At 60.5% G+C, this 11,958-nt stretch carries 9 protein-coding genes, 2 pseudogenes and 1 riboswitch; of the genes and pseudogenes, 5 read left to right on the top strand and 6 right to left on the bottom strand.

Translation table 11 applies throughout. The features are described 5' to 3' along the window. The first annotated feature begins 32 nt into the window (after positions 1 to 32). Entirely contained in the window at positions 33 to 650 is a 618-nt protein-coding gene (locus AB2N04_RS15250; RefSeq protein WP_367715297.1) for a DUF922 domain-containing Zn-dependent protease, read from the top strand. An 18-nt stretch (positions 651 to 668) separates the two neighbouring features. Here AB2N04_RS15250 and AB2N04_RS15245 read toward each other — a convergent pair whose 3' ends face one another. The 5 genes and pseudogenes from AB2N04_RS15245 to AB2N04_RS15225 all read right to left on the bottom strand — a co-directional run bounded on the left by AB2N04_RS15245 (position 669) and on the right by AB2N04_RS15225 (position 6,338). Then, the gene (locus tag AB2N04_RS15245; RefSeq protein WP_367715296.1) at positions 669 to 2,276 is read right to left on the bottom strand and encodes a carboxyl transferase domain-containing protein; all 1,608 of its coding nucleotides are present in this window, start codon (positions 2,274 to 2,276) and stop codon (positions 669 to 671) included. A gap of 24 nt (positions 2,277 to 2,300) precedes the next feature. Beyond that, positions 2,301 to 3,026: a flavodoxin family protein gene (locus AB2N04_RS15240; protein ID WP_367715294.1), complete on the bottom strand. Its 726-nt coding sequence runs from the start codon at positions 3,024 to 3,026 to the stop codon at positions 2,301 to 2,303. A 55-nt stretch (positions 3,027 to 3,081) separates the two neighbouring features. Beyond that, positions 3,082 to 4,243, bottom strand: a pseudogene (locus AB2N04_RS15235) (isovaleryl-CoA dehydrogenase). Between the two features lie 12 nt (positions 4,244 to 4,255). Beyond that, complete coding sequence (locus AB2N04_RS15230) at positions 4,256 to 4,864, bottom strand: TetR/AcrR family transcriptional regulator (RefSeq protein WP_367715292.1); 609 nt, start codon at positions 4,862 to 4,864, stop codon at positions 4,256 to 4,258. Between the two features lie 301 nt (positions 4,865 to 5,165). Further along, the gene (locus AB2N04_RS15225; RefSeq protein ID WP_367715290.1) at positions 5,166 to 6,338 is read right to left on the bottom strand and encodes an MFS transporter; all 1,173 of its coding nucleotides are present in this window, start codon (positions 6,336 to 6,338) and stop codon (positions 5,166 to 5,168) included. Between the two features lie 352 nt (positions 6,339 to 6,690). Between AB2N04_RS15225 and AB2N04_RS15220 the strand changes: the two genes are divergently transcribed. From AB2N04_RS15220 to AB2N04_RS15205, 4 genes are all read left to right on the top strand, one after another. After that, positions 6,691 to 7,719 carry a P1 family peptidase gene (locus AB2N04_RS15220; RefSeq protein WP_367715288.1) on the top strand — a complete coding sequence of 343 codons (1,029 nt, stop codon included), beginning with the start codon at positions 6,691 to 6,693 and terminating at the stop codon, positions 7,717 to 7,719. 135 nt (positions 7,720 to 7,854) lie between these two features. Further along, entirely contained in the window at positions 7,855 to 8,925 is a 1,071-nt protein-coding gene (locus tag AB2N04_RS15215; RefSeq protein WP_367715287.1) for an imelysin family protein, read from the top strand. Further along, the gene (locus tag AB2N04_RS15210; protein ID WP_367715285.1) at positions 8,906 to 10,114 is read left to right on the top strand and encodes a DUF1513 domain-containing protein; all 1,209 of its coding nucleotides are present in this window, start codon (positions 8,906 to 8,908) and stop codon (positions 10,112 to 10,114) included. The genes AB2N04_RS15215 and AB2N04_RS15210 overlap by 20 nt, the downstream gene beginning before the upstream one ends. Continuing rightward, positions 10,074 to 10,225, top strand: a riboswitch (FMN riboswitch). Its footprint overlaps the gene before it by 41 nt. An 81-nt stretch (positions 10,226 to 10,306) precedes the next feature. Continuing rightward, positions 10,307 to 10,741, top strand: a complete 435-nt coding sequence (locus tag AB2N04_RS15205; RefSeq protein ID WP_367715284.1) for a 6,7-dimethyl-8-ribityllumazine synthase — start codon at positions 10,307 to 10,309, stop codon at positions 10,739 to 10,741. Positions 10,742 to 10,815: 74 nt separating this feature from the next. On the opposite strand, the pseudogene AB2N04_RS15200 reads toward AB2N04_RS15205, so the two are convergent. Next, a pseudogene (locus tag AB2N04_RS15200) lies at positions 10,816 to 11,929 on the bottom strand (pyridoxal phosphate-dependent aminotransferase). Positions 11,930 to 11,958: the final 29 nt, after the last annotated feature.

The raw sequence follows: 11,958 nt of genomic DNA, 5'->3' as shown, positions 1-11,958 counted from the left end.
CCGGGTTTTGCAGCGTGTGGGACTGAGGGGCCATGGATTTGAGTGGAATCCGCATCAGCATTATCATTGTGATCACAGCGGTATGGACAAGCTCCGCCTGGGCGGGCTGGAAACCCATAGAGCGGGTCGAGCCATATTCGATCTCCGGGGCCACCGCTCTTGATCTCTACAGATCCATCGGTGAACGCGGTCCCAAACTCGGCATTCGCCGCGTGATCGCATACACCGATTTCAGGCTTACCTGGCGCCGGGACTATCAGCCGCGAAAAGATGGCGCCTGCGTCCTGGCCTCCGCGAAACCGAAATTGATCATCACCTATCGTCTGCCGCAGGTTTCAGGCTCGCTGTCTTCCCGAACAAGCGCCGCCTGGGAGCGCTTTATTGAAGGTGTGCGCACCCATGAACAGGTGCATGGTGAGATCATCACCGACATGGTGAAGAAGATCGAGGCTGTCTCAATCGGACTGCGGACCGAAAACGATCCGGGATGCCAGAAGGTGAGGGCGGAGCTCCAGAAGCACCTTGGAAGGCTGTCACGGGAACAGCGGCAGCGCAGCCGCGAGTTTGACCGTGTTGAGATGGGCGAGGGCGGCAATGTCCATCGCCTGGTCATGGAATTCATCAATGGCGACCGCGGGCGCGGCAACTGATACTGCCCGCTTGACTGCCTACATTCTGAAAACGCCGAACTTCGTTTCGCCGATCGGCGCGTTCAATGCCGAACCAAGAGACAGGGCGAGCACTTCGCGCGTCTTTGCCGGATCGATGATGCCGTCATCCCAAAGCCGAGCGCTCGAATAAAGCGGGTGGCCTTCACGTTCATATTTCTCAAGGATGGGCCTGCGAAACTCTGCTTCCTCCTCAGCGCTCCAGGAACCGCCCCTGCGCTCTATGCCTTCACGCTTGACGATGGAAAGCACCGTCGCTGCCTGCTCTCCGCCCATCACGGAAATGCGTGCATTCGGCCACATCCAGAGAAAGCGGGGAGAATAGGCACGCCCACACATCCCGTAATTTCCCGCACCGAACGAGCCACCGATAATGGCTGTCACCTTCGGAATCTGTGCGGTGGCGACGGCGGTCACCAGCTTGGCGCCATCCCGCGCTATTCCACCGGCTTCATACTTGCGGCCCACCATGAAGCCGGTGATGTTCTGGAGAAAGACAAGGGGGATTTTTCGCTGGCAGCATAACTCGATGAAATGAGCGCCCTTGAGTGAACTTTCGGAGAAAAGCACACCGTTATTTGCCAGAATTCCCACCGGAATCCCATAAATGTGAGAAAATCCGGTAATCAGCGTGGTTCCGTAATTGGCCTTGAATTCATCGAACTCCGAACCGTCCACCACCCGGGCGATCACTTCGCGCACATCATAGGGCTGGCGGGTATCTTCGGGAATGATGCCGTAGATTTCACACGGGTCGTAAACCGGTGGAATCGGTTTGCGAAGGTCCAGGGATAAGCTCTTCTTCCGATTCAGATTTTTTACAATACGCCGCACGATGGCAAGCGCGTGCTCGTCGTTCATCGCATAGTGATCGGCAACGCCGGATTCGCGTGTGTGCACTTCTGCACCGCCAAGCTCCTCGGCCGTCACAACCTCTCCGGTGGCGGCCTTGACCAGCGGCGGACCGCCAAGGAAGATCGTCGCGTTGCCTTTCACCATCACGGTTTCATCGCTCATCGCCGGAACATAGGCGCCTCCGGCCGTGCAGGAACCCATCACGCAGGCGATCTGTGGGATCCCCTTTGCCGACATGTTGGCCTGATTGTAGAAGATGCGCCCGAAATGCTCCCTGTCTGGAAACACTTCATCCTGATTGGGCAGGTTGGCACCGCCCGAATCCACCAGATAGATACAGGGCAGATTGTTCTCCAGCGCGATTTCCTGCGCACGCAGATGTTTCTTCACCGTGAGCGGATAATACGTGCCGCCTTTAACTGTCGCGTCATTGACGACGATGACGCATTCACGCCCCTCGATACGCCCGACGCCGGCGATCAGTCCGGCCGACGCGATGTCGCCACCATACATGTCGAAGGCAGCGAACTGGCCAATTTCCAAGAAAGGTGCCCCGACATCGAGCAACTGGGCAAGCCGTTCGCGCGGTAATAGCTTGCCGCGTCGTAAGTGGCGTTCGCGGGCTTCGTCAGAACCGCCGCGCTCGATGGCAGCAGCTTTCTCGGCCATCTCGCCAACCAGCGCCTCCATGCGCTCGAAATTGGCCCTGAATGCGTCGGAGGAGGGGGAAAGCTGCGATTGAAGGACGGTCATGCGGTCTCCTGCGGCGTGCCGGGCTCACGCCCAGTCGGTGGTCTGGTTCCCATGGTCTGGCAGGCCGCCCGCATCGCGCAGCATGCGTGCCATATGCATAAGATTGAATGTCATGAATGTCAGATTACGGCGCGTGAACGCGCTGTCATAGCCCGCACGGGTCCCATCCTCCATCTCGTCGCCATAGGACGGACCCGGGCCGGCTTCGCCAATCCATCCACAATCGGCCTGGGGCGGGATCGTGTAGCCAATATGCTGAAGGGAATAAAGCACGGTCTGGGCGACATGCTTGATGCCATCCTCGTTGCCCGTGATGATCGCCCCGCCAACTTTGCCGTAGTAAATGTACTGGTCCCTGGCGTTGCGTTGTCCCGAATGGGCATAGAGCCGTTCGATGATCAGTCGGCAGATCGAGCTTTCTTCGCCCAGCCAGATGGGGGAGCCGATCACCAGAATGTCGGCCGCGCTCACCTTCGGCCAGATTTTCTCCGGCCAGTCGTCGACCTTGGCCCCTTCCTCACGCATATCCGGGGCCACGCCGAACGCAATGTTGAAATCGGCGGCGCGCAGATATTCCGTTGAGACGCCGCAACGCTTCATCAGCGCCATTGAATCCTGCATCAGGTCTTCGGTGTGGGAGGCGGCCCGATCACTCGGCTTAAGCGTGGTGTTGATGAACAGTGCCGTGAGGCCGGATAATCGGCCGTCGCTTTGATCGGCGAGGCGTTTTTGCAGATCGTTGAGTGGCATGGTCTCTCTCCTAGGGTGCATTACCGATGTCAACGCACGGGAGCGGGCATGGTTCTCACGTTTCCGCCATCATTTCGCGCCCGATGAGCCAGCGCCTGATTTCGCTTGTTCCGGCACCGATCTCGTAGAGCTTGGCATCCCTTAAAAGACGGCCGGCAGGAAATTCGTTCACATAACCATTGCCACCGAGAAGCTGGATCGCATCGAGTGCGGTCTGCGTGGCTTTCTCGGCCGCATAGAGAATGCACCCGGCCGCATCCTTGCGGGTTGTCTCGCCCCGGTCGCAGGCCGCCGCAACGGCGTAGACATAGGCCCGGCAGGCATTCATTGCGGTATACATGTCGGCAAGCTTGCCCTGAACAAGCTGAAACGCGCCCACAGCTTGTCCGAATTGCTGTCTCTCACGCACATAGGGTAAAGCCACGTCGAGGCAGGCGGCCATGATCCCGAGAGGTCCACCAGCCAGCACAACGCGCTCATAGTCGAGCCCGGACATGAGGACTTTCACGCCCTGGCCTTCCTCAGCCAGCACATTCTCGAACGGCACTTCCACATCCTCGAATACAAGCTCCCCCGTGTTGGATCCGCGCATCCCGAGCTTGTCCAGCTTCTGCGCCACACTGAATCCCTTCATGTCGCGCTCGATGATGAAGGCGGTGATGCCGCGTGGCCCCGCATTCAGTTCGGTTTTTGCGTAGACAACCAGCGTGCCGGCATCGGGACCGTTGGTAATCCACATTTTGGAACCGTTCAGCACGTAGCGGTCATTTCGCTTCTCGGCCCTGAGCTTCATCGAAACGACATCAGAGCCAGCGCCCGTTTCCGACATGGCAAGCGCGCCCACCGTCTCTCCCGAACACAGTGAGGGCAGGTACTTTTCCTTCTGCGCGTCACTGCCCCAGCGGCGGATCTGGTTCACGCACAGGTTGGAATGGGCGCCATAGGACAGTCCGACAGAGGCCCGACGCCCGTGATATCTCCTCCATTGCAACCACATGGGCCAGATATCCGAGACCTGAACCCCCGTGATCCGGGTCTACCGTTATGCCAAGCAGTCCGAGCGCCCCCATCTCTTTCCACAGCTGTGACGGGAATTCGTTGCTTGCATCGATATCGGCGGCCAGCGGCGCGATCCTTTCCTGCGCAAAGCGATGCGTCATCTCGCGTAGCGCGTCGTTGTCCTCGCCCAGTCCGAAATTCATCGATCCGGTGTACATCGTTTCCTCCGGTCAATTCACAGCGCCTACAAGGCGCATGGTCATTGTGTGGTAATTTGCGGCGACTTCATCGGCAGAAAGGCGAAGTTCCGGTCGGAACCAGACGATGACGCCTGTGATCATCTGGATGATTGCCATCGCTGTCAGCGCCAGGTCATCGATCTGAAACGCTCCATCGCGCTGCCCATCGGTCAGGATCTGTCGCAACGCGCCTTCATAGTGGCTGCGCAGCCTGAGAATGTCCTGAAGGCGTGGCTCAGAAAGACTGCGCAGTTCCAGATTGCTCACATGCGTGGCGTTGCGACGGGCCAGATGAAAGCGGATATGGTGTTCGACAAAGGCTGCAAGGCGTCCTGGCGCGCTTTGCCTGTTGGAGCCACTTGCAGGACGCGCTTCCTCCCAGGAAGCGATCAGATTTTCCATATGCTCGCGCATGAGCGCATGCAGCAATGCTTCCTTGGTCGAAAAATACCGGTATAGCGCTGCCGGTTGCACACCCACCTCGGCGGCGAGCTGTCGCATCGACATCGCTTCAAAACCAAGACGCGCCATGAGGTCGAGGGCGGCAGCACGGATTGCTGCCTCCGTTTTCTCGCCATCGGAGCCGGTTGTACGCGCCATGGAGCCTCCCTTCGAGAAAGTAATAAAACGAACGTTCAATTAATTCAAGAAGGTGAAGGATAAGCGTTTCGGTTCGAACCGAACGCCAAACGGGGAGCGCTACCAATGATGAAGAAAACGGAGCCGTCTGGACGGGACAGAAGCACGTATGCCAATTCGTTGTTGCCAGGGCGGGAAACCGGGAAAATCGACCCTGTTCTCCATACCGTCGCGCCCGGTTGACACAGGCGGCTCCGTTGTCGAAACAACGTCGTCACCCATTCGAGGTTCCAGAAAAATCGCCCTCCGCGATTTTGGAATTTTATCCACCATCACGGATTTGCCGTTGCCGCCTCGTGCGCAGTGTGTCGACGAGCAGAAGGAGCGATCCGGCAGCAAGGCCCGACACGATCACCATGCTCGCGGCACCCAATCCATTTCTTTCCAGCTCAAGGGCCGAAACGGATAGAGCGGCCAGAAGCACCAGATTGTTGGCACTTTCCGATAGCGCAAGGACGAAACCCGCCGCCCTTCCAGCTCGCTGCGCGATGAGCGCGGTGCTGGCAGGAGCGGCATATCCCAGCGCCAGGCCACAACCGCCCAGGCAAAGAAGTGCCCCCGACAGCGGCAACGGCGCAATGAGGAACGCAGCGAAGGAATGGAAAAGCAGAAACACTGCGGCGACGAGCAGCCGCCGGTCACTTTTCAAAGCGCGTTTGGCCGGTCCGACGGAGACATTGCCCAGGGCCAGGCCAGCGCCGAACGCGGCAACAGAAAGGCCGGTGAGCAAGGTATCGATCTCGAAGCGCTGGCGAAGCACTTCACCGCTAAGAGCGAAACCGGCGACAGCAGTTCCGTTCCACAGGGCTTTCGCCGCCAGGATTGTGAAGAGTTTCGGCATCCTGTCACTCAACCGGGGCGAGGCAGCCACGGATCGCACGGTGGGATCGCATCGAAGAACATGGCTCAGCGGCAAGAGCAGGACGAGACACCCGGCAGCGCTTGCCAGAAACGGCGCGCGCCAACCGAATGCCTGTGTGAGCCAGCCAGCGAACGCAGGTCCCAGCGCAATGCCGGCAGTCATGCCGAGCATCACCAGTCCCATAGCCCGCGCATGATCCTGCCGCGGCAACCGGTCGCCGATCAGGGCAAAGACGGCCGGTATGGTGGCAGCGGCAGCCATGCCACCCAGTACACGTAGGAATATTGCCACACCGAGCGAAGGCGCGATGGCCACGGCAAGACCGTCAGCGGCAAGCAGGGCAAGTGCGATGAGCAAAAGACGTCGCCGATCGATCCCTCGTGCGAGAAGCCCGATGAGCGGTGCTCCGATTGCATATGCCAACGCGTATCCAGAGATGAGCCATGACGCGGCAGCAGGGGCCACGCCATAGGCCAGGCCGATGGGTGTCAGCAATGGCGCAATCATGAATTCCGTTGCACCGACGAAGAAAACGGCCAGCGCAAGCACTGGCAAAAAGAGCCCGGAATGCATGGACTTCTCCAGAAACGAAGTGGGAAGGCGACGGGGAGCAGAAAGCGAGAGGCCCCTTCACGCAGCATGAATGTGCTGCTCGGACCTTTAAGAAGACGGGAGACGGTACCGGGGGGCTGTGGCCGGGCCACGCGAGAGAAAGGCTCTCAAACGGTGTCATCATCCTGCAGGATGTCGCGCCGACTTGCAAGTGCCGAGCTCTGCCTGCAAACCATGAGGGGTGGAAATCATTGACCGATTCAAGTCGAATGCCGGCGATTCACTTCGGGAACCTTCAAATGCATGATATCCTCCTTTTGTCTGTTCAAGACATGCGGAACCACCCATCTTCCATGGCGGAACGGCCATGGGCATGAGGTTGTTCAAGGGAGCGGAAAGCTGGTGGGATCTGCCTGCGGGGTCAGCCAACACCATTGCCGATGTGCCGGGCGTGCGTGTGGGGCATGTCACGCATTGTGAGGGGCCCGCGCGCACCGGTGTCACGTCAATCCTGCCGCATGACGGCGACCTTTTCCGCCAGCCAGTGCCGGCCGGGCTGGCCGTCCTCAATGGTTTTGGAAAAAGCGCCGGGCTCATGCAGCTCGCTGAACTGGGGCGCATCGAAACGCCGATCCTGCTGACCAACACATTTGGTGTGGCCGCCTGTACCACGGCGTTGATCCGCCACGCGGTTGCTCAAAATCCCCAAATTGGTCGTAGCCTTCCCACGGTCAACCCGCTTGTGCTGGAATGCAATGACGGGCGTGTCAGCGACATTCAGGCGCTCGCGGTCACGGAGACAATGGGGAGTGACGCCATCGCAGCCGCCGCGGGTGAATTTGCACAGGGAACGGTGGGTGCAGGGACCGGCATGCGTACATTCGGGTTTGCCGGAGCCATTGGCAGCGCCTCACGGTGTGTTTCGCTGCCGTCGGGGCGTTCGCACGTGCTGGGTGCCCTTGTGCTTTCCAATTTCGGCAGGCCTGGAGATCTCAGATTGCTGGGCAGGCGCGTCGACATTCCAAAACCGCAGCGTGCAGACCCGCACGACAAGGGTTCAGTCATCATCGTTTATGCCACTGATGCGCCGCTTGATGCGCGCCAGCTCAGCCGTATCGCAAGGCGAGGAGGCGCGGCCCTGGGGCGGCTGGGCAGCTACTGGGGCGACCAGAGTGGCGATGTGGCGCTGGCATTTTCCACTGCCAACCGGCTCTCCATCGATGGCGAAATGGAGACCATCGAGCGGCTTGCGGAGGCAAAACTCGACCGCTTCCTTCTTGCGGCGGTCGAAGCGGCGGAGGAAGCGGTCTTGAACGGGCTGTGGCACGCCAGACCCGTAACTGGGTATGACGGGCTCAGGCTACCGGTCCTGAGCGATCAACTTTTGCCACATACGGCCTGACGCTCTTGTCCCGCGTTCGCGGGAGGAGTAAGCCCGGGGCAAGGGAGCCGTTTCACGGCTTCCGGCCAGCCCTCGCACATCTCCTCTCCCTTGGGTGCGACAGCCAGCAATAATCCCTGGTTCCGGAGACACTTCATGCACGCCCGTCCGTTTCATGCCATCCTGATCCTGTGTCTGTTGACCGCGCCGGCTCTGGGGCAGGGCGGACAGGAGAAAATCGCTTCCGACATCGGTCGGCGGGTGTTTGAGCGTTATGTCTCACCGGCGCTGGAGGGTTTTCGCCAGACGAGCGGCGCCCTGTCGTTTTCTCTGGCAAACCTATGTGCGGGAACTGGCAACGCCGACATTGAAGAAACGCAAGCGCGGTTTGCGGACACGCTAGCAGCCTTTGCCCAGATCTACGTTCTGCGTTTTGGCCCGCTTGTGGAAGACAATCGCTTCGAACGCATCTTCTTTTGGCCGGATCCGCGCGGGGTGACCCTGCGCCAGGTGCAGGCGCTGCTCGCCTCAGACGACCCCTTACCGGATAAACTCGCCGGTCAAAGCGTCGCCCTGCAAGGGCTGCCTGCGCTCGATTTCGTGCTTTTCGGTTCGGGCGCAGATGCGCTGAGCAAAGACGAAAAGCGCTGCTCCTACGCACAGGCGATCGCCGCCAACATTGCGGATCTGGCCAAGGCTCTGGACAATGCGTGGCAAGACGGTAGTGCTTTTCACACCGCCTTCACCGCACCAGCGTCTGACCGCGACCCCTACCGCTCGAAAGCGGAAGTCGCCGGCGAGATCGTGAAGGCCGCGGGCACGGCACTGGAGTTCGCGCGAAACGCCGAACTTCTGCCGGCCCTCGGTAATACCGCTGAAAAAGCCCGCGGCAAACGGGCACCCTTCTGGCGTAGTCGTCAGACCTTCAGCTTTGTGGCCGCGCAGATCGAAGGAGTTCGGAATTTGGTCACTGCGGCCGGCTTTGTCGACGGCCCTTCAACGCTCGTCAATGGCTATGGCCGCGCGATGGCTTTCGATCTGGCAAACGCCCGCAAGGCGCTGCTTTCGGTGGACACGGAGCCGGAGAGGGCTTTCTCACGCGGCGAGGAAAGAGACCGTATTTCCTACGCCAGCATTGCCATGGAAGGAGCGAAGGAAACTCTGAACGGGGAGCTTTCCGGCGCTCTGGGACTGGTTATGGGATTCAATGCGCTCGATGGAGATTGACCGGCGAACATTCCTCGCTCTAGCCGGTGCCGCCATTGCACAGGGTGTCACACCCGCAATTGCGCAGGAGGACGAGGCGCTGTTTCTCGGCGCGCGGCTCAATGCGGGGGGCTTTGAAGCTGCGGTAATCGATGCGGGCGGTCGCGACCGTATCGTGCTGCCGCTGCAAGCGCGCGGGCATTCCTTCGCCATCGATGCACCGCGCCGTCGCGCCGTGGCCTTTGCCCGCTCGCCGGGCCGGTTTGCGGTGGCATTCTCGATTGATGGTAAGGGCGAACCGGTGGCCTTCGCTCCGCCGCATGACCGTCATTTTTACGGGCACGGTGTCTTCACGGCGGATGGCAGGCTCCTGCTTGCCACCGAAAACGATTTCGACGCAGAGCGCGGCGTTACCGGGCTTTACGATGCCACCGCCGGATTTCATCGAATTGGGGAGTTCGACGCTGGTGGGTTCGGACCGCATGAGGTGATCCTCCTGGCAGACGGCAGGACGCTGTGCATCGCCAATGGTGGCATTCTGACCCATCCCGATTATGAGCGCGTCAAGCTCAATCTGGCGACGATGAAGCCAAACCTCACCTATATCGACCTGGAAACCGGAGACATCCTCGAGCAGGCGGAGCTCGCGCCCGAACTGCACAGGCTCTCCATCCGCCATATGACTCTCGATCGCTACGGAGCGGTCTGGTTTGGCGCGCAGTATCAGGGGGAAGATGGCGCCCGACCGCCGCTTGTCGGTCGCCATCGCAGGGGAGCCTCGATCGAGCTTTTTCCCGGGCCGGTTGCGACACTCGAATCTCTGGGCAATTACATCGGCTCGGTCGCGACCGATCTGGCCGGTGAGATCATTGCCACTTCATCGCCGCGCGGCGGGCTATCCGTGTTCTGGGATGCGGCGACAGGCCGTTGTCTGGGCGAACGCAGGCTCAAGGACGGGTGCGGGCTTGCACCGCTGGCCCGGCACCGCCTCCTGGGTACGAGTGGCCGCGGCGCAATCGTTCGCACCGGGCCCCGACGCATCGTCAGGGGCTGTTCGCGCTGCGGATCCGGCTGCTCCGGCATGGGACAATCATCTCCGTCGCATCTGAAAGACGGTCGTATTCCGGTGTTTTCCGACTTGCCGTTGGCAACCACTGCCCTTATCTTCGCCCCGTTCTCAGGGCGGGGTGAAACTCCCCACCGGCGGTAAGCGGCATTTGCCGCAAGCCCGCGAGCGCCCTTTCGTGAAATCCGGAAGGGGTCAGCAGATCAGGTGAAACTCCTGAGCCGACGGTGACAGTCCGGATGGAAGAGAACGCGCGATGTCGTCTGCCGTAGCACCGCCGGCGACATTCGCCCGTGATCGCCTTGGGTGACGTGTCTGTTGCGAAAGGAGATCTCGATGACACACACCCGCTATGCATTCATCAAGGCCAATTGGCACGCCGACATTGTCGATCGTGCACTCGAAGGGTTTTGCGAGCTTATCCCCGCCGATCAGGTCGATGTGTTCGATGTGCCCGGCGCATTCGAAATGCCGCTCGTCGCCCGTGACCTGGCACAATCGGGCCGTTATGCAGCGGTTGCCGCCGCAGCCTTCGTGGTGGATGGAGGCATTTATCGGCACGACTTTGTCGCGCAGGCGGTGGTCGACGGGCTGATGCGCGCCAGTCTCGACACCGGCGTTCCGGTTCTTTCCATCTCGCTCACGCCGCATCACTATCAGCCAACCGAACATCACACGGCCATCTACCGCGAGCATTTTGTCGAAAAGGGCCGGGAAGCTGCGAAAGCCGCGCTCATGATCGGCAAAACACGCGCCGCCCTGGCAGCCTGAGCGGGGAAGCAGGCTCCGGCAGCCAAGGGTGGTGAAAAGCCTTCCGTTTCAGGGCAGTCTCGCCGACCGGTCTCTCAGAGCCGGTTGCGCGCGGCTGCCAATGCCGCAGCGAACGCCTCTTCGAACACGTCGATTTCGTGCTGCGGCCCCACACTCACCCGTATGCAGCGGTCGAGACCGGGAGTGGCTGGCTTGCGCACGAAAACATCGCGCTCAAGCAATCCCTGCATCACCGTTTCGGCGATCGCCTTGCCGCCGCAGTCGATGGCGACAAAATTCGTGGCCGAAGGAATTGAGCTGAGCCCGTTTGCCGAGGCAATCGCAGCGAGCCGGTCGCGGCAGGCGCTGATTTTCTCCAGCGTTTCGCTGAAATACGCCTTGTCCTTGAGCGCGGCCAGACTGGCTGCCTGCGTCACGCCCGGCATTCCGAAGTGATTGCGGATCTTGTCGAACGCGCGGATGGTCTGCGCTTCTCCGATAACATAGCCGCATCGCATGCCAGCGAGCGCATAGGCTTTTGAGAAGGTCCGCATGCGCAGGACGTTGGGCCTGTCCGGCTCGAAGCGGGGCAGGGCGCTTGCAGGGGCCGTCTCGCCATAGGCCTCGTCCAGTATCAGCATGCTGGTTTCAGGCAGGGATTCGATGAAGCGCTGAACCTCTTCTGCTGCCCACCAGGTCCCCATCGGGTTGTCCGGATTTGAGAGATAGACCAGCGGCGCATTCTCTGCGACCGCGGCATCGTGCAGGCCCTTCCAGGTCTTCGTAATCGCCCGCATAGGGAACTGTCACCAATCGTCCCCCGAAACCGGCAACGTGATAATTGAAGGTGGGATAGCCGCCGAGCGAGGTGACGACCGGGGTGCCCGGCTCAACATAAAGGCGGGCGACAAGGCCCAGAAGCCCGTCAATGCCTTCGCCGACGACAATGTTCTCCGGTTTCACGCCATGTTCCATGGCAAGTGCAGCACGAAGGTCGGAACTCTCCGGATCACCATATTTCCACACATGCCGTGCTGCATCTTTGATCGCTTCAAGGGCACGAGGGGAGGGGCCAAATCCGTTTTCATTGGCTCCAAGCCGAGCACGGAAAGGCCGCCCTGCGGCGCGCTCCTGTGTTTCCGGCCCCACAAACGGGACCGTGGAAGGGAGGGATTGGGCAAGCGGGGTAAGCGGTGGGCGTCGTGTCATGGGCCGTGTCTGGTCTGTGCTTTTACATT

Source organism: Nitratireductor sp. GISD-1A_MAKvit, assembly GCF_040819555.1.
Lineage (GTDB): Bacteria > Pseudomonadota > Alphaproteobacteria > Rhizobiales > Rhizobiaceae > Nitratireductor.
The sequence above is the reverse complement of the archived record's forward strand: the minus strand, read 5'-3'. Positions and strand labels throughout refer to the sequence as shown.

Coding starts and splice junctions, on each gene's coding strand:
- AB2N04_RS15220 (WP_367715288.1), top strand. CDS start 6,691: ATGAGGTTGTTCAAGGGAGCGGAAAGCTGGTGGGATCTGCCTGCGGGG.
- AB2N04_RS15225 (WP_367715290.1), bottom strand. CDS start 6,338: ATGCATTCCGGGCTCTTTTTGCCAGTGCTTGCGCTGGCCGTTTTCTTC.
- AB2N04_RS15230 (WP_367715292.1), bottom strand. CDS start 4,864: ATGGCGCGTACAACCGGCTCCGATGGCGAGAAAACGGAGGCAGCAATC.
- AB2N04_RS15210 (WP_367715285.1), top strand. CDS start 8,906: ATGCGCTCGATGGAGATTGACCGGCGAACATTCCTCGCTCTAGCCGGT.
- AB2N04_RS15215 (WP_367715287.1), top strand. CDS start 7,855: ATGCACGCCCGTCCGTTTCATGCCATCCTGATCCTGTGTCTGTTGACC.
- AB2N04_RS15205 (WP_367715284.1), top strand. CDS start 10,307: ATGACACACACCCGCTATGCATTCATCAAGGCCAATTGGCACGCCGAC.
- AB2N04_RS15240 (WP_367715294.1), bottom strand. CDS start 3,026: ATGCCACTCAACGATCTGCAAAAACGCCTCGCCGATCAAAGCGACGGC.
- AB2N04_RS15245 (WP_367715296.1), bottom strand. CDS start 2,276: ATGACCGTCCTTCAATCGCAGCTTTCCCCCTCCTCCGACGCATTCAGG.
- AB2N04_RS15250 (WP_367715297.1), top strand. CDS start 33: ATGGATTTGAGTGGAATCCGCATCAGCATTATCATTGTGATCACAGCG.